Source organism: Streptomyces rhizoryzae, assembly GCF_023155275.1.
In the GTDB taxonomy this organism is placed as follows: Bacteria; Actinomycetota; Actinomycetes; order Streptomycetales; family Streptomycetaceae; genus Streptomyces; species Streptomyces rhizoryzae.
This window is the reverse complement of sequence record NZ_JALMUV010000053.1, coordinates 28,564-51,582: the sequence shown is the minus strand read 5'-3', so window position 1 is coordinate 51,582 and position 23,019 is coordinate 28,564. Positions and strand designations below refer to the sequence as shown.

Annotated in this window: 20 protein-coding genes and 1 pseudogene; 13 read left to right on the top strand and 8 right to left on the bottom strand. The window is 73.0% G+C overall.

The window, feature by feature from the left end:
- Nucleotides 1-261: 261 nt before the first annotated feature.
- From MUU72_RS30695 to proP, 3 genes are all read left to right on the top strand, one after another.
- Entirely contained in the window at nucleotides 262-1,056 is a 795-nt protein-coding gene (locus tag MUU72_RS30695; protein WP_248016699.1) for a GVDTG sorting domain-containing protein, read from the top strand.
- A 138-nt stretch (nucleotides 1,057-1,194) separates the two neighbouring features.
- On the top strand, nucleotides 1,195-1,893 hold the full coding sequence (locus tag MUU72_RS30690; protein WP_248016698.1) for a class F sortase: 699 nt from the start codon (nucleotides 1,195-1,197) through the stop codon (nucleotides 1,891-1,893).
- Between the two features lie 229 nt (nucleotides 1,894-2,122).
- Complete coding sequence (gene proP / locus MUU72_RS30685) at nucleotides 2,123-3,634, top strand: glycine betaine/L-proline transporter ProP (protein ID WP_248016701.1); 1,512 nt, start codon at nucleotides 2,123-2,125, stop codon at nucleotides 3,632-3,634.
- Nucleotides 3,635-3,835: 201 nt separating this feature from the next.
- On the opposite strand, the pseudogene MUU72_RS35960 reads toward proP, so the two are convergent.
- From MUU72_RS35960 to MUU72_RS30675, 3 genes and pseudogenes are all read right to left on the bottom strand, one after another.
- Nucleotides 3,836-4,042: pseudogene (locus tag MUU72_RS35960) on the bottom strand (DUF3224 domain-containing protein); the annotation flags it as partial.
- A 25-nt stretch (nucleotides 4,043-4,067) separates the two neighbouring features.
- Complete coding sequence (locus tag MUU72_RS30680) at nucleotides 4,068-4,715, bottom strand: CatB-related O-acetyltransferase (protein ID WP_248016697.1); 648 nt, start codon at nucleotides 4,713-4,715, stop codon at nucleotides 4,068-4,070.
- A 75-nt stretch (nucleotides 4,716-4,790) separates the two neighbouring features.
- Nucleotides 4,791-5,585, bottom strand: coding sequence for an FAD-dependent monooxygenase (locus MUU72_RS30675; protein WP_248016696.1), 795 nt, complete (start codon nucleotides 5,583-5,585; stop codon nucleotides 4,791-4,793).
- A gap of 153 nt (nucleotides 5,586-5,738) precedes the next feature.
- Between MUU72_RS30675 and MUU72_RS30670 the strand changes: the two genes are divergently transcribed.
- On the top strand, nucleotides 5,739-6,329 hold the full coding sequence (locus MUU72_RS30670) for a TetR/AcrR family transcriptional regulator (protein ID WP_248016695.1): 591 nt from the start codon (nucleotides 5,739-5,741) through the stop codon (nucleotides 6,327-6,329).
- 187 nt (nucleotides 6,330-6,516) lie between these two features.
- On the opposite strand, the gene MUU72_RS30665 is transcribed toward MUU72_RS30670, so the two are convergent.
- Nucleotides 6,517-7,269, bottom strand: a complete 753-nt coding sequence (locus tag MUU72_RS30665) for a hypothetical protein (protein ID WP_248016694.1) — start codon at nucleotides 7,267-7,269, stop codon at nucleotides 6,517-6,519.
- A 137-nt stretch (nucleotides 7,270-7,406) separates the two neighbouring features.
- On the opposite strand from MUU72_RS30665, the gene hemC reads away from it, so the two are divergent.
- Both hemC and MUU72_RS30655 read left to right on the top strand, forming a co-directional pair.
- Complete coding sequence (hemC, locus tag MUU72_RS30660; RefSeq protein WP_248016693.1) at nucleotides 7,407-8,342, top strand: hydroxymethylbilane synthase; 936 nt, start codon at nucleotides 7,407-7,409, stop codon at nucleotides 8,340-8,342.
- Between the two features lie 37 nt (nucleotides 8,343-8,379).
- On the top strand, nucleotides 8,380-9,390 hold the full coding sequence (locus MUU72_RS30655; protein ID WP_248016692.1) for an agmatine deiminase family protein: 1,011 nt from the start codon (nucleotides 8,380-8,382) through the stop codon (nucleotides 9,388-9,390).
- A 21-nt stretch (nucleotides 9,391-9,411) separates the two neighbouring features.
- Here the strand turns inward: MUU72_RS30655 and MUU72_RS36065 are convergent, their stop codons facing one another.
- Entirely contained in the window at nucleotides 9,412-9,507 is a 96-nt protein-coding gene (locus tag MUU72_RS36065) for a 50S ribosomal protein L37 (protein WP_372503274.1), read from the bottom strand.
- 243 nt (nucleotides 9,508-9,750) lie between these two features.
- Between MUU72_RS36065 and MUU72_RS30650 the strand changes: the two genes are divergently transcribed.
- Both MUU72_RS30650 and MUU72_RS30645 read left to right on the top strand, forming a co-directional pair.
- Complete coding sequence (locus tag MUU72_RS30650) at nucleotides 9,751-10,305, top strand: MarR family winged helix-turn-helix transcriptional regulator (protein WP_248016691.1); 555 nt, start codon at nucleotides 9,751-9,753, stop codon at nucleotides 10,303-10,305.
- On the top strand, nucleotides 10,302-12,878 hold the full coding sequence (locus tag MUU72_RS30645; RefSeq protein ID WP_248016690.1) for an MFS transporter: 2,577 nt from the start codon (nucleotides 10,302-10,304) through the stop codon (nucleotides 12,876-12,878). Before MUU72_RS30650 ends, MUU72_RS30645 begins: the two co-directional genes overlap by 4 nt.
- A gap of 81 nt (nucleotides 12,879-12,959) precedes the next feature.
- On the opposite strand, the gene gntA is transcribed toward MUU72_RS30645, so the two are convergent.
- Complete coding sequence (gntA, locus tag MUU72_RS30640) at nucleotides 12,960-13,691, bottom strand: guanitoxin biosynthesis heme-dependent pre-guanitoxin N-hydroxylase GntA (RefSeq protein WP_248016689.1); 732 nt, start codon at nucleotides 13,689-13,691, stop codon at nucleotides 12,960-12,962.
- A gap of 326 nt (nucleotides 13,692-14,017) precedes the next feature.
- Nucleotides 14,018-14,791, bottom strand: a complete 774-nt coding sequence (locus tag MUU72_RS30635) for a MerR family transcriptional regulator (protein ID WP_248016688.1) — start codon at nucleotides 14,789-14,791, stop codon at nucleotides 14,018-14,020.
- 272 nt (nucleotides 14,792-15,063) lie between these two features.
- Here MUU72_RS30635 and lpdA point away from each other — a divergent pair, with 272 nt between their 5' ends.
- The 3 genes from lpdA (at nucleotide 15,064) to MUU72_RS30620 (ending at nucleotide 17,585) form a co-directional block, all read left to right on the top strand.
- Nucleotides 15,064-16,464, top strand: coding sequence for a dihydrolipoyl dehydrogenase (gene lpdA / locus MUU72_RS30630; RefSeq protein ID WP_248016687.1), 1,401 nt, complete (start codon nucleotides 15,064-15,066; stop codon nucleotides 16,462-16,464).
- A 291-nt stretch (nucleotides 16,465-16,755) separates the two neighbouring features.
- Nucleotides 16,756-17,190, top strand: a complete 435-nt coding sequence (locus MUU72_RS30625) for a VOC family protein (RefSeq protein ID WP_248016686.1) — start codon at nucleotides 16,756-16,758, stop codon at nucleotides 17,188-17,190.
- A gap of 86 nt (nucleotides 17,191-17,276) precedes the next feature.
- Nucleotides 17,277-17,585, top strand: a complete 309-nt coding sequence (locus MUU72_RS30620) for a hypothetical protein (RefSeq protein ID WP_248016685.1) — start codon at nucleotides 17,277-17,279, stop codon at nucleotides 17,583-17,585.
- A gap of 139 nt (nucleotides 17,586-17,724) precedes the next feature.
- Here MUU72_RS30620 and MUU72_RS30615 read toward each other — a convergent pair whose 3' ends face one another.
- On the bottom strand, nucleotides 17,725-20,100 hold the full coding sequence (locus MUU72_RS30615; RefSeq protein WP_248016684.1) for a collagenase: 2,376 nt from the start codon (nucleotides 20,098-20,100) through the stop codon (nucleotides 17,725-17,727).
- A gap of 250 nt (nucleotides 20,101-20,350) precedes the next feature.
- Between MUU72_RS30615 and MUU72_RS30610 the strand changes: the two genes are divergently transcribed.
- A complete protein-coding gene (locus tag MUU72_RS30610; RefSeq protein WP_248016683.1) occupies nucleotides 20,351-21,721 on the top strand; it encodes an aminopeptidase P family protein in 1,371 nt (456 codons plus the stop codon).
- A gap of 102 nt (nucleotides 21,722-21,823) precedes the next feature.
- The gene (locus MUU72_RS30605; protein ID WP_248016682.1) at nucleotides 21,824-22,984 is read left to right on the top strand and encodes an NAD(P)/FAD-dependent oxidoreductase; all 1,161 of its coding nucleotides are present in this window, start codon (nucleotides 21,824-21,826) and stop codon (nucleotides 22,982-22,984) included.
- The last annotated feature ends 35 nt before the right edge of the window (nucleotides 22,985-23,019 follow it).

Genomic DNA, 23,019 nt, shown 5'->3' with positions numbered 1-23,019 from the left:
CCACCCCCCGCGCCACCCCCTCCGCGGCCCCCCTTATCCGGCCTCTAGCCCACCTTGATGACGACACGCCGGAGCCATCCGCCGTCCAACGGGTGAATACGTCGTTCCCCGCCACCCGAAGAGCCGACGTTGTCCCCCGAATGCGGCGTTCTCCGGTGGTGCCGCGCCCGATTCCGGCTGACGGTGATCACGTCGCCACTGCGATCCGATGCGCCGACGAAGTGTCAGCCTTCGCAGTCGCGCCGAAAGGAACATGTCTCCATGCGCACTGCCCGCACTCTGCTCGCTTCAGCCGCCATCACGGCGGCGCTCACCATCTCTGCGCCCGCGGCGTACGCCATGGGCCTGGCCGAGGACATCACCTCGGGCAGCGGTACTGCTGTCACCGGTAACGACCACGACCACGACCACGGCAGAGGCGACCGTGACCACGGCCGCGACCGTGACCGGGACCGCGACCACGACCACGGCCGGGACCGCGACCGTGACCGGGACCACGACCACGGCCGGGATCACGACCACGGCCGGGATCACGACCACGGCCGGGATCACGACCACGGCCGGGACCACGACCACGGCCGGGACCACCACCGCATGCCGCACGGCGGTGTGCACACCGGTGGTGGCGCGCTGGCCATGACCGTGACCGGGGACTGGGACCAGGGCGGCGGCTACGGCGACGACCACGGCCGCGGCCGTGACCGGGACCGTGACCACGGCCGTGACCGGGACCGCGACCGTGACCACGGCCGGGACCGGGACCGGGACCGCGACCACGGCGGTGACCGCGACCACGGCGGCGACCGCGACCACGGCGGCGACCGCGACCACGGTGGCTACGGCGACCGCGACCACGGCGGTTACGGTGACCGCGACCACGGCCGCGGTGACCACGACCACTGGGGCCGTCGCCCGCACGGCGGTGTCCACACCGGTGGCGGCGGGACGGCGATGTCCGGCAGCGGCCTGGCCGCCGGCTCGGTCCTGATGCTCGGTGGTCTGGGCGCCGGTGCCTACATGCTGCGTCGCCGCAACACGTCGGGCACCGCGGCCTGATAAGGCTGCCCCCTCCGGAGGTCGATGTGCAGTCGCGGCCACCGTCCTCGCCGGACGGTGGCCGCGGCGATTGCGGCTCCGCCGCCCGGCGCCGCGCGCCCTCCGCGCCTCGCCCCGCCCGCTCACGAAAGGCCCCCCATGACCGCCCAGCAGCCGCCCCAGCCGAATCCCGACCCCGACCCGCCCACGGCAGCCGCCGCGGCCCGCCCCGCCGGGCGCGGCCTGATCTGGGCCGCGGGAGCCTTTCTGCTGGGTGCCTTCCTCGTCTACAACTCCGTCGACACCTCGGCGGACGCCAGCCCGCAGTCCCGTCCCGCGGTCGCCGCCTCCGCCCCGCACCGGGCCGGCGCGCGCATCGCGGACCTGGCTCTGCCCCGGTCCGCGCCGAAGCGGCTGACGATCCCGGAAATCGCCGTGGACGCGCCGTTCACCCAGCTCACCCTGGGCCCCACCGGGCAGCTCAACCCGCCCCCGGCCGCCGACACCAACCTCGTCGGCTGGTTCAAGGACGGCGCCGCACCGGGCGAACGCGGTGCCGCGATCGTCGCGGGGCACGTCGACACCAAGACCGGGCCCGCGGTCTTCCTGCAACTGGAGACCCTCAAGCCCGGCAGCACGGTGGAGATCACCCGTGAGGACGGCCTCGTCGCCACGTTCAAGATCGACTCGGTGGAGACGTTCAGCAAGGCGAACTTCCCCAACGACCGGGTCTACGCCGATACGCCCGACGCCCAGCTCCGGCTGATCACCTGCGGTGGCGCCTACGACCGCAAGGCCAAGGACTACGTGGCCAACGTGGTCGCCTTCGCCCACCTCGTCTCGTCGAAGCACGCCTGAACCGCGGCACCGCCCGGGCCGGCCGCCGGCCCGGGCTCCGGCCGCCGGCGCGACCCGACACGCGGCCGCGGGGGGTCTGCTCCCTCCCCGCTGCGGCCGGGGAAATAATGGCGCATATGAGGTACCTAATTCCGCTCCGTGGCGGGATGAAATGAGCGCCCGCCGCAATCCTCCGAACCGGCGCCGGGACCGGAGCGTTTCCGGCGGACGAAGCGCCGAGACCGATCGCCTGCTGCGTATTCTGCTGCGCCGCCGGAAACAGCAGCTGAGCGCCGCGGACATCACGGTCACCGACCGGCCCGCGGTGCGCCGGGCGGTGTCGGCGGCCGCGCTCGGCAACACCATGGAATGGTTCGACTTCGGCGTCTACGCCTATCTGGCGGGCACCTTGGGGAAGGTGTTCTTCCCGGCCAGCTCGTCCGGCGCCCAAGTGGTCTCCGCATTCGCCACCTTCGCCGCGGCCTTCGTCGTCCGGCCGCTGGGCGGCATGGTGTTCGGGCCGCTCGGCGACCGGATCGGGCGGCAGCGGGTGCTGGCCGCCACCATGATCATGATGGCGATCAGCACCTTCGCCGTCGGATTCCTGCCGACTTATCACGCCGTCGGCTTCGCCGCTCCGATTCTGCTGCTGATCTGCCGGCTGGTGCAGGGATTCTCCACCGGCGGTGAATATGCCGGTGCCACCACCTATATCGCCGAATACGCCCCCGACAAACGCCGCGGATTCCTCGGCAGCTGGCTCGACTTCGGCACCTTCGTCGGCTATTCGCTCGGTTCCGGGCTGGTCACCGCGCTGACCGGGGTGCTCGGTGAGGACGGGCTGGTGTCCTGGGGCTGGCGGCTGCCCTTCCTCGTCGCCGGACCGCTCGGGCTGATCGGCCTCTACATGCGGATGCGGCTGGAGGAGACCCCGGCCTTCCAACGGGAGGCCGAACAGGCCCACCAGGAAGCGGAGGACTCCGTCGCCGCGGGCGGCGAGGACCCGGTGGAGACCGCCCGCCAGTCCGGCCACGGCCGGCTGAAGGAGATCTTCACCCGGCACTGGCAGGCGGTGCTGATCTGCATGGGCCTGGTGCTGCTCTACAACGTCACCAACTACATGGTGACCTCCTACCTGCCCACCTACATGACCGAGACGCTCGGCCAGGACCCGCTGACCGCCCAGCTGCTCGTCCTCGGCACCATGATCGTGGTGGTGCTGACCATCACCACCGTCGGCCGCACCTCCGACCGCTGGGGCCGCCGCCCCGTCTTCATGGCCGGCAGCATCGCCCTGATCGCGCTCGCCGTCCCGGCGTTCCTCCTCATCCGGGCCGGCGGCATCCTGCTGCCGGCCTTCGGCTGCCTGATCCTGGGACTGCTGCTGGTGTGCTTCGCCGGCACCTCCGCCTCCACCCTCCCGGCGCTCTTCCCGACCCGATTGCGCTACGGCGCGCTGTCCATCGCCTTCAACATCTCGGTATCGCTCTTCGGCGGCACCACGCCGCTGTTCGCCTCGGGACTGGTGCAGCTGACCGGCAGCCGGATGGTGCCCGCGTACTACCTGATGGCGGCCGGCGTGATCGGCTTCGTCTCGACGCTCTTCCTGCACGAGACGGCCGGCAAACCGCTGCGGGGCTCCGGCCCGATGGTGGAGACCGAGGAGCAGGCCCACCGGCTGGTCGCCCGCAGCCGTACCGAGGCCGGCCGGCGCGCCCGCGACATCTGGATCCGCCTGCGGCACCCCTGGCACCGGCACTGACCGCCTGCCGCCCGGCGGTCGCCCGCCGCCGGGCCGCCCGAGCGGTCGCGTTCCGCCGCCGGACGGGCGGGTACGGCACACGCCGGGCCGGGGCCGGGCCGGCGTCCTCCCGGCGCGCCGCGGGGCACCAGTCGGACATCGGGTGTGGCCCGGGAGACGGCGCGGGCCCCGGCGAGCCGGGACCCGACGACCGGCCTCACCTCACCACGTGTGGACCAGCGTGAGGACTTGGAACTCGCGCTCCATCGCGCGACCGGCTATCCCGCTGAGTCCTCCCGTTCCCGAGTGCGGGACGATACGTCCTTCGCTGCTCCGGTCGGCTCCGTCGGCCAGCCCCCAGTGCTGGATGACGAAGGTGCCCCGGCGGCCGTCGAGCGTGCCGTCGATGCGCTCGGAGGCGACGTAGCCGCCGCCGGCGCTGCTCGCGCGGGGGTCACGGCAGCAGGGCCGCCGCGTGCTCCAGGTCGTCGATGCTGCCGGACATCACGGTGCGGACGTGTGCGGTGAGGTGCTGGAGCGGCCAGTCCCACCAGGCCACGGCCAGCAGCCGCTCGATGTCCGCGTCGCTGTAGCGGCGGCGGATGAGGCGGGCGGGGTTGCCGCCGACGATGCCGTAGTCGGGGACGTCGTCCACGACGACGGAGCCGGAGGCGACGATCGCGCCGTGGCCGATGCGGACGCCGGGCATCACCATGGCCCGGTAGCCGAGCCAGACATCATGGCCGAGCACGGTGTCCCCCCGCCCGGCCAGGCCGGTGATGAGGTCGAAGTGCTCGCTCCAGGACCCGCCCATGATGGGGAACGGGAACGTCGAGGGGCCGTCCATCCGGTGGTTGGCGCCGTTCATGATGAACCGCACGCCCTCGCCCAGCGCGCAGAACTTCCCGATGACGAGCCTTTCCGGCCCGTAGTGGTAGAGCACGTTGCGGGTCTCGAAGGCGGTCGGGTCCTCGGGATCGTCGTAGTACGAGAACTCGCCGACCTCGATCAGCGGCGAGGTGACCAGCGGCTTGAGCAGTACCACCCGCGGCTGGTCGGGCATGGGGTGCACCACGGTGGGGTCGGCGGGTACAGGCGGCATGAGGTGGTGTTTCCTTTCTCAAGGGGTGTCTGCGGGCGGCTGGCGGAGGTCAGGCGCCGGTGGGAGGCGGCGCAGTCATCCGCACGGCCGGGCCGGCACCTTGTTCGTGCCGTCGGGCCGCGGTGAGCGGCCTGGTCGTGGCCAAGGGGTGCCGAACCGGGCGGCCAGCGCCTCCCGCAGTGCGGGGGCGGCGCTGCCGGCCGGTTCGTCGACGGCCGCGGCCCAGGCGATATGGGCGTCCGGCCGTCGCGGTAGCGCGCGGCCTGCCGGGCCTGGCAGGTGAACCGCGAGAGCCGAAGCGGCTCGCCCACGGGCAGCGCCGAGCACGCGGCGGATGCTGTCCTGGAGTTCGGTGACGGTCATCGGTGCGTCGTCGTACTCGGTGGTCTCGTCCTCGACGGTGCAGAGGGAGACGGCCGGGGAGTCCGGCGACGCGCCGAGTCCGAACAGCCCGCGGTCCGTCCTGGTGAAACCGGCGCGGATCAGGCCGGATCCGGGGACGTCGAGATCGCCGTTGTCGAGCACGGTCACCGGGTCGGTCACGGTGACCTGGGCCAGGCGGTAGACCTCCGGGCAGGTGGTGCCGGGGAACGGAATACCGGCCCCGTCCCGCGCCCGGCTGCGGGCCCCGTCGCACCCCGCCAGGTAGCGGGCGGTCAGCCGGTACGGTCCGTCCGGGCCCCGCACGTCCACGACCACCGACGCGTCGTCCTGGCCGACCCCGGGTGGGAGGATCTGCCCGCCGAGGCCGCCGGCCTCGGGGGTGTCCCGGCGCCGCGGGTGCCGCTCCGGTACCAGCGGCCGCACACCGGCCAGGCGCAGTTCACCGGCCGGCATCGGACCGGTCGGGCGGGCACCCACAACGATCACATCGGTGTCCCTCACTGGGCATTTCTCCCGAGGTTCTCGGTGGTTCATCGAGCCGGGCCCTACGGCACGACGCGGCACGGGTCGTGCCGCTGAGTTTGATCAACCGGCGCGCACTCTGTCAATACGGCACGTATCGTGCCGTTAAGGTGGGGCATGACCGACCGCAGCGCCAGGCGTGCCGACCAGCGAACCGAGGCGATCAAAAGGGCCGCGCTCGACCTCGCCCGGGAGGCCGGCTACGCCAAGCTCAGCGTCGAGGCGGTCGCGGCCAGGGCCAACGTCGGCAAACACACCGTCTACCGCCGCTGGCCCTCCCGCGGCCTCCTCTTCCTCGACGCGGTCCTCAGCCTGAGTGCCGAAGAGCTGAGCCATCCCCGCACCGGCGATGTCGTGGCCGACCTGCGCGCGGTGATGACCAAGGCCGTCGACCTGCTGGGCCGGCCCCCGTGGGGTCCGCTGTACCAGGCGCTCATCGGCGAGGCGCAGCACGACCCCGAGGTCGCCGCCGGGCTCAACCGGCGGTTCATCGAACCGCAGACCGCCGACACCCGGGCGCGCCTCCAGGACGCCAGGGAACGGGGCGAAATCGCCTCCGACGCCGACCTGGACCTGGCGTTCGACCTCCTGTCCGGCCCCCTCTACTACAGGCTCCTCATCACCCAGAAGCCGATCACGCACGAGTACATCGACCGGGTCCTGCAAGCGGTCCTCGCCGGGATGGGCCCCGGACCGCAGACGCGGTAGCCGCCGGCAGCGCGACGGAACCGGGCAGTCCGGCCGCTGCGCGGGGCCGGCGGGAGGGCGCGCCCCGGCCTCGGCGGCTCCGTTCGCAGGCGCACGACGTCGTGGCTGCTCGGACGGGGTCGACGTGACGAGGCCGCTCCTCCGCACCCCTCGGCCAGGCAGTCGCGAACGGCTGAGCGGCGCTCGGTCACGGGGACCGGTCGGCCCGGCCGGGGGCGTCGGCGGCTCGTGGCGGGGCTTCGCCGTGCGGGTCGGTCCGTACGGTGCCGTCCCAGCGCCACCGGGTGCGGCGCGGGTGCCCGGGGAGTTCGGCGCGACCGGTGGCCCAGAGGAGGGTCGGCCAGGGCGCCGCGCCGGGCGGGACGTCCGGGAACAGGCGGGCCAGCACCCGGGCGCACAGGCCGGGCGGCGGTTCCCAGGCCAGGCCCAGCCCCGCGGCCAGATCGTGGGTGTGCACCAGGGTCTCGACGATCCCCATCGCCGCGAAGCCCTCCGGGTCGGAGCGCCCGAAGACGTGGTGGGCGCGGACGTGCGGGGGAGTGGTGCGCACCATGGCCACCAGCAGCGCGCCGCACGCCTCCAGGACCTGGAGGAGCCCGGCCGGCCCGGCGGCCCGGTCGGCGTGCACCGCGTTGGCCGGCCCGCCGGGCCGGCGGCGGTGCCAGTCGAAGGGCACTTCGCGGTCCAACGGCGGCGCGGCGGGCCCGAGTTGGGCGGCGTAGGCGAAGAGGTCGTCGGCGAGGTGCTCGGTGGTCTCCCAGCAGTCCCACTCCAGGGAGCCGGCCGGGCCGCCCTCCCACGCCGCGGCCGGCGCGGTGCGCAGCAGCGCCACCGAGAGCCGGACGGCGCGGGCGAGGTCATCGGCGGTGACGGGGCCGGGCGCGGCGGTGGCGGGGGCGGCCCGGCCGGGTGTCGCGGCCGGAATTTCTGAGGTGGACATGGCTGGACGCTACCGTGCGCCGGTCGCCCGCGGGGCCGGTCCCGCCGTCCGCATACCGGGGCACGCGTGACGCGACGCACGCAAACTCCGACGGACTGTCGGTAACTGTCCGCATGTGACGTTCTATCATCGGCGCCATGTCCGCCCCTGAACTGATCCGCATCGTCTCCCGCGACTCGCCGATGGCCCTGGCCCAGGTGGAGCGCGTCCGTACCGAACTGGCCGCGCTGCATCCCGGCATCACCACCGAGGTCGTCCCGGTCAAGACGACCGGGGACCGGTGGATGGGGGCGCTCTCCCAGGTGGAGGGCAAGGGGGCGTTCACCAAGGAGGTCGACGCCGCCCTGCTGGCCGGCGCGGCGGACCTCGCGGTGCACTGCGTCAAGGACATCCCCGGTGACCGTCCGCTGCCGGCCGGGACGACCTTCGCCGCCTTCCTCAAGCGCGACGACATCCGCGACGCGCTGATCCACCCGGGCGGGCTGACCCTCGACGAGCTGCCCGCCGGGACCCGCATCGGCACCTCCTCGGTGCGCCGGATCGCCCAGCTCGCCGCCTCGCACCCGCACCTGGAATACGTCCCGATGCGCGGCAACGCCAACCGCCGTATGGAGAAGCTCGCCGCCGGCGAGGCCGACGCCCTGCTGCTGGCCGTCTCCGGGCTGGAGCGGATCGGCCGGACCGACGTGATCACCGAGATCCTCCCGGTCGACGTGATGTGCCCGCCGATCGGCGCCGGAACGCTCGCCCTCCAGTGCCGCGAGGACGACGCCGTCACCATCGACGCGGTCAGCGGCCTCGGCGACCCCGCCACGTACCGCGAGACCATGGCCGAGCGGATGCTGCTGCACGTCCTCCAGGGCCACTGCAACAGCCCGATCGCCGGCTTCGCCACCACCGACCGGCGCGGGGAGCTCTCGCTGCGGGCCAGCGTCTTCACGCCCGACGGCAAGACCGTGCTCAACGCGCACGAGTGGGCCGGTCCGCTCACCCCGGAGACGCTGGGCACCTCCGTGGCCGTGGCCCTGCTGCGCCAGGGGGCCCGCGAGCTGATCGACGGCATCGCGCACTGACCCCCACGCCCCCGCCGCGACCAGGAGGCCCGCGCCCATGCGCCTTCGGATGCCCGCCGAGTGGACCCCGCACGACGCCTGCCTGATGGCCTGGCCGAGCCGGGAATCCCTGTGGGGCGCGGCGTTCGGGGCGGCGCGCCGGGAGTACGCCGAGGTGGCCCGGGCGATCTCCGCGTTCGAGCCGGTGCTCATGGTGGCCGCGCCCGGGCAGGGCGCGGCGGCCCGGGCCCTGTGCGGCGCGGACGTCGAGATCATCGAGCTGCCGCTGGACGACTCCTGGCTGCGGGACTCCGGCCCGGTCTTCGTCTTCACCGACGACGGCCGCCGGGTCGGCGTGGACTTCCGGTTCAACGCCTGGGGCGGCAAGCACCGCCCCTGGGACGCCGACGACCGGCTGACCGCGCTGCTGCTGACGCGGCTGGGCATCGAGCGGGTGCACTCGCCGATGGTCCTGGAGGGCGGGTCGTTCACCGTCGACGGCGAGGGCACGCTGATCACCACCGAGCAGTGCCTGCTGCACCCCAACCGCAACCCCGCGATGACCCGCGCGGACATCGAGGCCGAGCTCGGCCGGCGGCTGGGGGCCGAAAAGGTGATCTGGCTGCCGTACGGCGGCCTGGAGGACACCGAGACCGACGGCCACGTGGACGGGGTCTGCGCCTTCGTCGCGCCCGGGAAGGTCGTCGCGTTCGTCCCGGACGACGAGCGGCACCCGGATTTCGCCCGGATGCGGACCAACCGCGACCTCCTGGCGGCGGTCACCGATGCCCGGGGCCGCCGGCTGGAGATCATCGAGCTGCCGCAGACCGCGTACGGCACGGTCGGCGGCGAGCCCGTCGAGGTCGGGTACCTGAACTTCTACCTCGCCAACGGCGGGGTGGTGGTGCCGGTGGGCGGCGGCGACCGGGACGAGGACGCGCTCGCGGTGCTCGCCGCCGCGCTGCCCGGCCGCCGGGTGGTCGGCGTGCCCGCCCCGACGCTCGCCCACGGGGGCGGCGGGGTGCACTGCATCACCCAGCAACTGCCCCGGGCGCCCCGCCCCGCCTGAGGTTCTCTCCGCCCGCCCGGCTCAGGACTGCGGGCGCTTGCCGTGGTTGGCCGCGTGGTTGCGGCGGGCCTTCTTCTTGCGGCGACGCTTCGACGACATGGTGTCTCCCTTCGTCACGAGGGCTAACGGTGCATGTCCGGCATGTCTACCACTTTGCCGGGTACTCGGCCGGGGGAGCGAGGGTGGTGCCGGGGGCGCGCGGCGCGTACTGCCGAGCCGCCGGGTGCCACGGTGAGCCGGCCCGTGGTCGGCGGCACCCGTCGGCAGCCGCTATGCTTGCTGGATACAAGCAATGTATCCAGTGGACCGGCTGGAACATGCCTTCACGCATGCACGCATTCAGTGCGAGGGATCACGACGATGAGTAACGGCACGGTCCATGCCTGCGACGGGGACGGGATCTCGCAGATCACCGTCGCGTCGAGTCTGGACGAGGCCGCGGCGGGGCTGGGAACGGAAGTGGTCCGTTTCACCCGGTTGATCGCGGCCTGGAAGCAGCGGGTCAAGCACGACGCCGGGGCAGCCGACCGGGTACTGCTGGCGAGACTGGTGTGCGGCGGGGACCAGCGGGCGACCGATCTGGCCGCCGACGCCTTCCTCGACCTGTCCACCGTCAGCCGGCAGGTGCGCTCGCTGGTCGAGCGCGGACTGGTCGCCCGCCGCCCGGACCCCGAGGACCGCCGCGGTTCGCTGCTGACCGCGACCGAGGCGGGACGCGCCCGCTTCGAGGACTACCGGCGTCAGCGCGACGCCGAACTGGCCGGGATCCTCGCATCCTGGTCGCCAGAGGACCGGGCCGACCTGATCCGGCTGCTGAGCCGGCTCAACAAGGACCTGGCAGAACGTCAACACTCACGGCCGGGCCCCGGGGGAGACCAGGGCACCGCCGTGGAGCAGGGAGAGATACGTACATGAGCCAAGCCACCTCTCCGCCGGGGGCGCAAGCCAAGGCGATACCGGGGGCGGGGGCGCTCAGCCACCGCCAGATCCTGACCATCCTCAGCGGCCTGATGCTGGGGATGTTCCTCGCCGCACTCGACCAGACCATCGTCAGCACCTCCATCCGGACGATCGCCGACGACCTGCACGGTCTGAGCCAGCAGGCGTGGGCGACCACCGCCTACCTGATCACCTCCACGATCGCCACCCCGCTGTACGGCAAGCTGTCCGACCTCCACGGCCGCAAGCCCTACTACCTGGCCGCGATCACGATCTTCGTGGCGGGCTCGGTGCTCTGCACCTTCTCCACCTCGATGACCGAACTCGCCGCGTTCCGCGCCGTCCAGGGCCTGGGCGCCGGCGGTCTGATGTCGCTGGCGCTGGCGATCATCGGTGACATCGTCCCGCCCCGGGAGCGCGCCCGCTACCAGGGCTACATGCTCGGTACGTTCGCCACCTCCAGCGTCGCCGGTCCGCTGATCGGCGGCGCGCTGGCCGGCCAGGCCACCCTGCTCGGCATCACCGGCTGGCGCTGGGTCTTCCTGGTCAACGTGCCGATCGGCATCATCGCGCTGTTCGTCGTCGCCAAGGTCCTCAACATCCCGCACACCCGCCGCAACCACCGCATCGACTGGTGGGGCGCCCTCACCATCACCGTCGGTGTCGTCCCGCTGCTGCTCGTCGCCGAGCAGGGCCGGGAGTGGGGCTGGACCTCGTCGCAGTCGATCGCCTGCTACGCCATCGGCGTCGTCGGCATCATCGCCTGGGTCTTCGTCGAGCGGTGGATCGGCGACGACGCGCTGATCCCGATGCGGCTGTTCCGCAACGGCACCTTCAGCAAGACCAGCGTGCTGTCCGTCCTGATCGGTATGGGCATGTTCGGCGGGATGCTGATGATCCCGCAGTACCTCCAGATCGTGAAGGGCGCCAGCCCCACCAAGTCGGGCCTGGAGATGCTGCCGCTGATGGCGGGCATGATGATCGCCTCCATCGTCTCCGGTCAGATCACCGCCAAGACCGGCCGCTACAAGGTCTTCCCGATCATCGGCACCGCGCTGATGATCGCCGCGATGCTGCTCTTCCACTACCGGGTCCAGTGGGACACCGCGCTGTGGGAGACCATGGTCTACATGCTCGTCTTCGGCCTCGGCCTGGGCGGCTGCATGCAGACCCTGGTGCTGGCCGTGCAGAACGCGGTCCCGCCGCGCGACATGGGTGTGGCCACCGCCTCCTCCACGTTCTTCCGGCAGATGGGTGCCACCGCCGGTACCGCGATCTTCCTGTCGGTGCTGTTCAGCACGGTCGGCGACAAGATCGGCGACGCGTTCAGGGCCGCCGCGTCCACCGCACGGTTCCAGGGCGCCCTGAAGGACCCGGCGGTGCTGCACGACCCGGCCAACAAGCCGGTGCTGGACATGCTCAAGCACCCCGGTAACGGCGGCTCCTCGGGCGTGCTCAGCGACTCCTCGTTCATCCAGCACCTCGACCCGCGGCTGGCCGAGCCGTTCAAGCGCGGCTTCGCCGACTCCATGCACACCGTCTTCCTGATGGGTGCGATCGTGGTCGCGCTGGCCTTCGTGCTGATGTGGTTCATCAAGGAGGTGCCGCTGCGGCAGATCTCCGGCCTCCAGGCCCGCGCCCAGGCCGAGGCCGAGGCGAACGGCGAGGTCCCGCCGGCGGCGGAGGCCGCGCCGGCCGAGGTGCCGGCCCCGGAGGCGGTCCCGGCCGCCCCCGCGTCCCCCGCGACCGCCGCGGTGGCCGCGGCACCCCGTCCGGACGCGACCGGACCGGTGATCACCGGAACCGTGCGGGACAGCGGCGGTCACCCCGTGCCGCAGGCCGCGGTCACCCTGATCAGCGTGGGCGGACGGCAGCTCGGCCGGGCCACCACCGACGCCGACGGCGGCTACGCGCTGCCGACCACCGGCGCCGGCACCTACGTCCTGATCGGCTCCGCCGGGGCCCGCCGGCCGCAGGCGCTGACGGTCGTGGTGGGCGCCGAACCGGTCGCCTTCGACCTGACGCTCAGCGGCGCGGCCAGCCTGTCCGGCGAGGTCCGCGAGGAGAAGAACGACGACCCGGTGCCCGGCGCCCTGGTGGTGGCCACCGACGTCCGCGGCGAGGTCGTGGCCTCCGGCGTGGTCGGCCAGGACGGCGGCTTCGCGTTCGACGAACTGACCCCGGGCAGCTACACCCTGGCGGTCAGCGCCGAACGCCACCGCCCCTCCGCCCTCCAGGTCGAGGTCAACGCGGGCACCCGCAACTGGTACGAGATCCGGCTGACGCCGGGCGCCCAGGTCCGCGGCACCGTCCGCACCACCCAGGGCGGGCCGGTGGGCGACGCCCGGGTCACCCTGCTCGACCCCGCGGGCAATGTCGTGGGCAGCGCCACCAGCGGCCACGACGGCGAGTACGTCTTCACCGACCTCGACAGCGGTGAGTACACGCTGATCGCCAGCGGCTACCCGCCGGCCGCCGCGCCGCTGCGGCTGACCGCCGCCGGCCAGGCCGAGTGCGACATCGAGCTCAGCCACGAGACGGTGAACTGACACCCGCCGCCAACGGTACGGGCGAGGGCCCGGCGACTGTCGTCCGCCGGGCCCTCGCCCGTACCCGGGGCCGGGAGTCGGCTACCGCTGGGGCCGCATCGGCTCGCCGCCGGCCGGTGCGGCGAGGCCCTCCACCGCCGGGGCAGCCTCGTGCCGGGAGGCGAACGGGCAGGTCCAGTCCGGCTCGGTGAACCGCCCCGAGAAGTGCCGGGACGGCTGCTCGTACTCGTACGCCACGAAACTCGGGTTGACGGAGCCGTTGACGCGCACCTCGCGGCGCCGGATCGCGTCCTGGAGCGAGTAGAACTTCTCGCCCAGCATCATGAACTGCGCCAGGGAGTTGAAGGCGATCGCCGGCACCGGGGCACGCCGGCTGGCCCGGGACGCCCCGGGGTGCATCCCGACCAGGAAGAACGACATCCCGCCCACGTGGAAGCCGAAGTGGGGCTGGGTGGGGTCGGAGGTCGAACCCGTCTCCACGCCGTGGTCGCGGCTGTCGATGTCGTGCATCAGCTGGAGGTGCCGCCACAGCACCTCCTCGAACGCCTCCTCGTCGAGCCCTTCCGGCCCGTCGAAGGTCGCCACGAAGGTACGGAAGCTCTGGGCCGACAGCTGCGGCCGGACCTCGGTGACATACGCCAGGACGTCCCGGTGGTTCCGCTCGGCCGATTCCGGGTCGCCCAGTGCGCCGTAGTGCCGGTGGGTGAGGCCCGCGCGCCGCAGGGCGGAGCGGGCGCCCAGGCAGCTGAACTCGGGGGTCTGTATGAAGTGTTCCAACGCGGCGCGGTGCGCCGCGGTGCGGGGTTCGGTCATGGGGAACCTTGATCGGTGAAGGTGGTCGTGGCGGGCGGGTATCCGGGAAGATCGGCGGCTGTCGTGATCGACAGTGCGATGCCCAGGCCGCCACGGCAAGGACCGAACCGGACAAAAGCTGCCGGGGGACTGGTCGGTGAGGTGCGCGGTGATGTGTGCGGTGCGTGCGCGGTGCCCCGCCGGCCCTGCTTGGGCGGGACGCCGGCGGCTCGGGGGTGGCGGGCCCGGCTTGTCCCGCCCCAGGCCGCGGTAGGTGGCCGAAAGTGGCCTGGGGCGAGGTGGGGTGGGCCGTCCGGCGCGGCCGGGGCGGTCGCGGAGGCCGCCGTTCAGGCCGCGGGACCGGGACCCGCCGACTCGGACGAGGCATCCCCCGGCCCGGCCGCGTCCGCCAGATAGGCGTGCAGTCGGCCCGATCCGTCGAGCATGGCCCGGGACCGCTCGGTCAGTTCCGCCGCGCGCCGGGCCAGGACGGCGCGCAGGGCCGCACTGCTGCCGGTCCGCCGCAGTCCGTCCAGCACCGTCCGGATCTGCGGCAGCGGGTAGTGGCTGCGCCGCAGCAGCTGGATCAGCCGGGCGTCCCGCACCTCCGCCGCGCCGAACCAGCGGTACCCGGTGGCCGCCTCCCGCTCCGGCGCCAGCAGCCCGGCGGACTCCCACACCCGCAGCGCCGAGGTGCGCACCCCCAAGCGGGCGGCGACCTCCCCGATGCGCAGCGGGAACCGGATGCCCGGACCGGCCGGTTCCGGACGGTGGGCCGCGAGGCCGTCCAGGGCCCGTTCCACCTCCTGGAGGGACTGCCGTTCCTCGTGCAGCTCGGCATGGCCGGCGTCGATCAGGGCCAGCGCCTCCGGCACCCGTCCGGCGTGCACCGCCCGCATCACCGCCTGCGCGGCCGGGCGCCCGTAGCCCCGCGCGAGCGCGCGGTAGGTCAGGACCGCGGCACGGTGCCGGGCGGTGTAGCGGCGGTACCCGGTCGGGGAGCGGGGGACCGGCGGCAGCACCCCGTCGTCCTCGTAATTCCGGATCAGCTGGGTCGATACGCCCGCCAGCCGCGCCAGATCGATCGGCCGGAGGTTCCCCTGCGCCCGCTTCCCCGCCATCCTCGCCCACCCTTCCGCCGCGCGGGTGCGCCGTCACCGGCCCCCCACTCCTCCGCACGCTGTGCCTTGAAGGTTAGCGGTGGGGAGCTCGGGCATGGGGCGCCGCCCTGGTGCACTACTTGAAGGATCGAGTCGAGGCCGCGAGCGGTCGGGGCCCGGGGCGGCCGGGCCGCCGGCCGGTCGCGGGGCGGGTGCCCCGCGCGCCCGGTCCCTCCCCCCGCCTGGACCGCGACGCGCTGCGGAGCGGACCCCCCGGACCTAGGCTGCCGCTCATGAGCGGACACTTTGACGTCGTCGTCCTGGGCGCGGGCCCCGGAGGGTATGTCGCGGCCATCCGGGCCGCCCAGCTCGGGCTGCGCACGGCGATCGTCGAGGCCAAGTACTGGGGCGGGGTCTGCCTCAACATCGGCTGCGTCCCCTCGAAGGCGCTGCTCCGCAACGCCGAGATCGCCCATATCGTGGGCCGCGAGGCGAAGACCTTCGGGATGCGGGTGGACGGGCAGGTCACCTTCGACTACCGCGAGGCGTACCTGCGCAGCCGCAAGGTGGCCGAGGGGCGCGCCAGGGGCGTGCACTTCCTGATGAAGAAGAACAAGATCGTCCAGTTCGAGGGCGTCGGCACCTTCATCGACCCGCACACCCTGCACGTCACCCTGGGCGACGGCCGGACCGAGTCCCTCTCGTTCGACCACGCCGTCATCGCCACCGGTTCGGTCACCCGGCTGCTGCCCGGCACGTCGCTCAGCCGCCGGGTGGTGACGTACGAGGAGCAGATCCTCTCCGACGAGCTGCCGCGCAGCATCCTGATCGCCGGGGCCGGCGCCATCGGGGTGGAGTTCGCCTACGTCCTGCGCAACTACGGCGTCGAGGTCACCCTGGTGGAGTTCCTCGACCGGGTCGTGCCGCTGGAGGACGAGGACGTCTCGGCGGAACTCGCCCGCCGTTACCGCAAGTTGGGCATCAACGTGCTGCCGTCCACCCGCGTCGAGGGGATCGACGACTCCGGGGAGAAGGTGCGGGTCACGGTCACCACGGGCGGCCAGCGGCAGACCCTGGAGACCGACAAGGTGCTCCAGGCCATCGGCTTCCAGCCGCGGATCACCGGCTTCGGCCTGGAGAACACCGGCATCCGGCTGACCGACCGCGGTGCCATCGACATCGACGGCCGGTGCCGGACGAGCGTGCCGCACCTCTTCGCCATCGGCGACGTCACGGCCAAGCTGATGCTGGCGCACGCCGCCGAGGCGATGGGGGTGGTCGCGGCGGAGACCATCGCCGGCGCGGAGACCATGGAACTGGACTACCTCATGATCCCGCGCGTGACGTTCTGCCAGCCGCAGATCGCCAGCTTCGGCTGGACCGAGGCGCAGGCCCGCGAGCAGGGCTTCGACGTCCGGGTGGCCACTTTCCCGTTCACCGCCAACGCCAAGGCGCACGGGCTCGGCGAGACGGCGGGCTTCGCCAAGCTCATCAGCGACGCCCGCTACGGCGAGATCCTCGGCGCGCACCTCATCGGCCCCGAAGTGACCGAACTGCTCCCCGAGTTGACCCTGGCGCAGAAGTGGGACCTGACGGTCCACGAGGTGGCGCGCAACGTACACGGCCACCCGACCCTCGGCGAGGCGATCCAGGAGGCCGTCCACGGACTCGCGGGCCACATGATCAATATGTGAGCGACCAGCGCGTTGACCTGCGCCGATGGGGGTTTACCGGATCCTGTCCCGACGCAGTTCTCGGCATCCGGATTGACCGGGAACACCGCGAGGGCGCCTCGGGCCTCGCGGTGCGGTCGCCCTCAAGGGCGCCCGAGGACCGCAGCCGCGGTGGCGGTCGTCCTCCGCCCTGCGCTCGTCGGCATCCCAGAGGACCGTCGTCCCCAGCGTCCCGGTGTACACCGGCGGGCGGGGCCCCGGTAGGGGGAAAAGCGGAAGAGGGGCCGCGGATGCCCCTGCTATGGTGCGCCGATGTCACCGGTCAGGAAATTCCAAGTCACCTTCGACTGCGCGGAACCGGAGCGCGTCGCCCGTTTCTGGTGCGAGGTGCTGGGGTACGTCGTGCCGCCGCCACCGGCGGGGTTCGCCACCTGGGACGCCTACGATCGCTCGCTGCCGGCCGATCGTCAGGGTGCCGCGTTCGCGTGCAGCGATCCCTCGGGCGAGGGGCCGCGGCTGTTCTTCCAGCGCGTACCCGAAGGCAAGGCGGTCAAGAACCGAATGCACCTCGACGTGCGGGTCGGTACCGGGCTGGTGGGGGAGGAGCGCCTGGCCGCGCTCAAGGCGGAGTGCGCTCGGCTGGAAGCGCTCGGCGCGACCTGCGTCCAGGTGCTCCTCGCCGATGAGGAGAACGAGTCGTGCATCGCGATGCAGGACGTCGAGGGCAACGAGTTCTGTCTCGACTGAGCCTTCGCCGGGCGTTCATTTAGTGATCGTTTATCGGGGCTCGGCAGGATGGGCGGCGTCGAGAAGGATCCTGCCCAGGGGACGGTATGGCCAAGCTGTATCTGGAGAAGCTCACGCGCGTCACGACGGAGGGCTGGAGCGGCTCCGGTGAGCCGAGGCTCATCGTCCAGGACCGCGGCACCGTGTGGAACGGCACGGTGCCGGGGGACCGGATGGTCACCGTCAAGTACGACTGCGATTTCACCGGGACCATCGCCGTCTCCCTGGGTGAGGCCGGTGTCCCGGGCGGGGACGGCGGGTTCGGGGAGCAGCGGATCACGGATACGCCCGGTGAGCGCTGCCTGCGCTTCCGGGCGGACGGGGCCGAGTACCGGCTGCTGTACGCGGTGGAGTAGGGAGCGCGCCGCGGAGCGGGGGACGGCCGGGCCCGCCTGCCGGTCCGGCAGCCCACCCCCGGCCGGCCCGTGGGCCGGCGGTCGGGGGTGGGCTGCCGCCGCGGCGGGACGCCGGGCACCGCGGACCGGGACCGGCCGGTCAGTTGCGCAGCGGGCCCTCGCAGTGGAACGGGGACGTGCCCGCGCGGCCGTTGGACCAGATGGCGACCTCGCCGAAGGAGCAGTTCATGTCGGTGAGGTTGTTGTCGCCGCCGGCGGCCCGGTCCAGGAGGAAGAAGTCGACGGTCTCGGACATGTCCTTGAAGACCTTGTCGGCGTTGCCGGCGTCGGCGAGGTTCGCCGTGATGCGGCCGTTGCAGGTGAAGCGCGGACGGTCCGGCGAGCCGGAGGCGAAGCACTCGTCGGGGTTGGTGTAGGTGCTCCGGGCGAAGGAGGCGCGGACCTGGTCGGGCGTGCTGTCGGCCAGCTCGGCGAGCGGGACGTGCCGGGTGTCGGGGACGAAGAGGTCGTCGACATGGGCGATGCTGGTGTCGAGGAACGCGTCGTACTCCCGCTGGAGGCCCTGGTCCCTGCCGAGGCGGGTGCGCCAGGCGTCGAAGGCCGCCGGGTCGTCGGCCCGCAGGTCCCGGTACATCTCCTTGAGCAGCGAGGGGTGTGCGGACCACAGGAACTCGAAGAACGTGCCCGCGTAGTCGTAGAAGCGGAAGCCGTCCCCGTCGTACGTGGCGTGCAGGAGCTGGTCGACGGTCATGCGCGGGCCGCCGTTCGCGGTGTCGGCGATGATGCCCCGCACCAGTGACTTGCGGACCTTGATGCCGTCGTCACGGGTGCTGCCGTCGAAGAACTCGGCGGTGCCCTCGTCCATCGCCGTGGTCCGGTCGCCCTGGTACCACGGGCCTTCGCCGAACGACCCGGGCACCGCCCAGCGGCCGTTGAGGTAGTGCGTGTACTCGTGCCGGAAGAGCTCTTCGAGCGTGAGGCTGGAGTCCTGCGGGACGCGGCGCTGGTAGGTGTAGAAGGTGGCGCCCTGCTCGATGTAGATGCCGCCGTTGCTGGTGCTCAGGCCGGTCAGCAGCGGCTGGAAGTTCTCGTAGTCGGCGCGGGAGGCGTACAGCACGATGTGCAGGGTGGAGTTGGTGTCGCCCGCCAGCGGCTGCTCGGTGCCGAGCACCCGGTGGAACTGCGCCTTGACCTGCTTGCCGGCGTAGTAGAGCTGGTCGACGGTGCCGCGGTCGAGGGCGGTGCGGACCGTGATGCCGTCCGTCCCGTCCTTGCCGTAGGTGTAGGTCTGCGGGAAGAGGTGCCGCTCGATGTCCGCGCGGCAGACCTGGTGCGGTGCGCAGGCGTCGAACTCGATCAGCCAGGTGGCCGCCTTGGCCCACGGAGCGCTGTACGCACCGAAGGTGCGGGCGGTGGTGTCCAGGACCGGGCCGAGGCCGGCGACGATCTCGTCGTGCAGCCGGTCGATCTGCCCGATGCGGCCGTACTCGCTGACCGCGTCGCGCGCCACCCAGGCGTTGGCGGTGTCCTTGAGGTGGGTGTAGCCGGCGAACGCCTTGAAGGCGGCGCGGTAGGACGGGTCGGCCACGACCGCGTCGTGGAAGGCGGTGTCCTGGTTGCCCGGGTAGACGCCGAGGTACTGCACGGAGAGGGCGGCGAGGGCGGCGCCGCCCCAGGAGGGGTCCGTGGCGGTGTCCGGGCGGTCCGGCCCCATGGTGGCCAGGACCCGTTTGACCAGCGGGAGTTGGTACTGGCGCAGGCCCTTGGCGCTGGCCGCGTAAAGGGCCTCGCGGAGCGTCTCGGCGTTGCTGCGGGTGGTGTCGAAGGTGTGGCCGGCCGCGCCGAAGGCGTCGACGGCCCGGCGCATGGCGTCCAGGGCCGCCGGGTCGGTGAGGCCGACCTCCGGGTGGGAGAAGCCCAGGTAGGCGACCGCGTGGAGGTAGGTGAACATCTCCAGCAGGTGGGTGCCGTTCCGGCCGTCGTGGGAGGCGGCGAGTTGGCCGATGCGGTGCGCGACGGCCTGGATGTGGTCCTTCGACATGACGGGCGCCAGGCGCTGGTCCCAGGTCCAGATCAGGGTGCGCAGACAGCCGTCGGCGCTGACCTCGGGGGCGGCGAGGAAGTCGGTGAACTGCTGGGGGGAGAGGCCCGTGATGCCGTCGAGGGTGCACGGGACGGCGGTCTTGCCGAGCGTGGCGTGCGGTGCCGGGGCCGTGGTCCTGGCCTTGGTCCCGGTCGGGTGGGGGCCGGGGACGCGGCTGGTGGTGAGCCCGCCGGGGCCCGGTATGCGCGGGGCCGGCGTCGTGGGTGCCTTGGCCAGGCGGTCGACCTTGTCGTGCGGGGTGGGGGCGGCGGCCGCCGGGCCGGCGAAGGCGGCCGGGTGGGGGGACGCGGCGGTGGCGCGCGGGGCGGGGGAGGGGCTCGCCGGGTATCCGGTTCCGGCTGCCGTGACGCAGAGCGCCACCGCTGTCGCGGCGGTGAGCAGGGATCTGCGGAGGGTTCTTGAAGGGAACACGAGGCTCTCCTGTGTGGGGGCGATGGAGCGTGCGCGCCGGGTCCGCGGTGTGCGGCGCCGTGGCCGCCGTACGGGTTCCGGCTGACGGGCAGGTGCACGCCATGTGATGCGTAACGTAATAATGTGAAATTGCACTGACAAGCCCTTTGCCGCGATGCGTTTTCCGGCAAGTCCCTTGCTCCGACCGTTGGTTCAGGTCAGGGGCGGTGCAAGGTCTCCGGGTGCGCACCGCAACCGAGGAGGAGAATCCATGACGGAAACCGTTCCCGCCGCCCCGCGCACCGTCAGCCATGACCTGCCCCTCACGCCGGAGTTGGAGCGGTTCCTGGCGCGCGGCTGGGCGGCGACGCCGCTGCCGGGCGCCCTCCGGCTGCCCGCCGCCGACGTCACCCCCGCCCGCCGGGAGCGCCTCTCCGCCCGCTTCCCCGGCGAACGGCTGGTCGTCCCCGCCGGTGGACTCACCGTCCGCTCCAACGACTGCGACCACCGCTTCCGGCCGCACAGCGCCTACGCCTGGCTCACCGGCCTCACCGGCGAGGACCAGGCGGGGCACGTCCTGGTGCTGGAGCCGGACGGGCCGCACCGGCACGAGGCGGTCCTGTACGTCCGCCCCCGCTCGCCGCGCACCGACACCGGCTTCTGCCGGGACCGGCGGTACGGCGAATTCTGGGTCGGCCGCCGCCCCGACCTCGCCGAGGCCGAGCGCATGACCGGAATCCGCTGCGTCCACCTGGACGGCTTCGGCGCCCTGCCCCCGGGGCGCGACGCCGCCACCGATGTCCAACTGGCTTCCGTTCTCAGCGAGTTGCGGCTCGTCAAGGACGCCTGGGAGGTTGCGCAGTTGCAGCTCGCCGTGGACCACACGACCGCCGGGTTCGAGGACGTGGTCCGCGCCCTTCCGCGCGCCCTCGCCCACCCGCGCGGCGAGCGCTGGGTCGAGGGGGTCTTCGGGCTGCGGGCCCGCGCCGAGGGCAACGGCACGGGCTACGAGACCATCGCGGCCGCCGGCGCCCACGCCTGCGTCCTGCACTGGATCCGCAACGACGGCCCGCTGGACGCCGGCCAGTTGCTCCTGCTGGACGCCGGGGTGGAGACCGACACCCTGTACACCGCCGACATCACCCGCACCCTCCCGCTCTCCGGGCGCTTCTCCCCGGTGCAGCGGCAGGTGTACGAGCTGGTGCTCGCGGCCCAGGAGGCGGGCATCGCCGCGCTGCGGCCGGGTGCGCGGTTCCGCGACTTCCACCGCGCGGCGATGCGGGTGATCGCGGAGGGGCTCACCGCCTGGGGAGTCCTGAAGAGCCCGGAAGGGGACTTCCATCGCCGCTACACCCTCTGTAGCAGCGGGCACATGCTCGGGCTCGACGTGCACGACTGCGCCCAGGCGCGGGCCGGGGCCTACCTGGACGGGGTGCTGGCGGAAGGCCAGGTGCTGACGGTCGAACCGGGGCTCTACCTCCAACCGGACGACGAGACGCTCCCGCCGGACCTGCGGGGCATCGGCGTACGGATCGAGGACGATCTGGTGATCACGGCGGACGGGGCGCGGCTGCTGTCGGGCGCCCTGCCGCGGACGCCGGAGGCGGTGGAGGCGTGGATGGGTGAGCTGATGGAGGGCTGAGTCCGCCGGTCACCCGGGGCGGGTCCGGGCCGTCGGCAAGGGAGTTGACGCGGAGTCGGAGGGTCTCTTGGCAACGCTGGTGCAATGTGAAATATTACTGATGTGCCCACGAGAAACTCTTCGGACCTCCTCGTCATCGGGGCAGGCGTGGTCGGCGCCGCCTGCGCCTACTACGCGGCCCGGCGGGGCCTGCGGGTCACCGTGCTCGACCGCGGCTCCGTGGCCGGCGGCACCACCGGCGCCGGCGAGGGCAACCTCCTGGTCTCCGACAAGGAACCCGGCCCCGAACTCCAACTCGCCCTGCTGTCAACGCAGTTGTGGCGCGACCTGGCCGAGGTGCTGCCCTCGCGCATCGAGTACGAGGCCAAGGGCGGTCTCGTCGTCGCCTCCGACCGGACGGGCCTGGCCGCGCTCCAGGAATACGCCGCACGGCAGTCGGCGGCCGGGGTCACCGCGGACGTGGTGCCGGGCGAGCGGCTCCGCGACCTCGAACCGCAGCTCGCCCCCGGCCTCGCCGGCGGCGTCCACTACCCGCAGGACGCCCAGGTCCAACCCGCCCTCGCCGCCGCCCACCTGCTGCGCGCGGCCGGCGACCGGGTGAGCCTCCGGCTCGGCGAGGAGGTCACCCGGATCCTCGCCGGCACCCGCGGCGAGGTGCGGGGCGTGCGGACGCCCTCCGGTGACCTCCACGCCCGCCACGTCGTGAACGCGGCGGGGACCTGGGGCGGCGAGCTGGCCCGGCTCGCCGGCGTGACGCTCCCGGTGCTGCCCCGGCGCGGCTTCGTGCTGGTCACCGAGCCGCTGCCGCGCCTGGTGCGGCACAAGGTGTACGCCGCGGACTACGTCGCCGACGTCGCCAGTGACTCGGCCGCCCTGCAAACCTCCGCCGTCGTCGAGGGCACCCCGGCCGGCCCGGTCCTGATCGGCGCGAGCCGGGAGCGGGTCGGATTCGACCGCACACCGTCCGTGGCGGCACTCCGCCGCCTGGCCGCACAGGCGGTACGGCTCTTCCCGGCCCTCGCCGCGGTGCGGGCCGTGCGGACGTACGCGGGCTTCCGCCCCTATCTGCCCGACCACCTGCCCGCGATCGGGCCCGACCCGCGCCGACCGGGGCTGCTGCACGCCTGCGGCCACGAAGGGGCGGGCATCGGGCTCGCCCCGGCCACCGGACGGATCATCGCGGAACTCCTGACGGGCGGCCAACTGCCGCTGGACATCACGCCGTTCAGACCCGACCGGTTCGGCGGGGGAGTGGCGGGATGACCGCCGCCCCGGCGCCGGGCCGATCCCGTACCGGC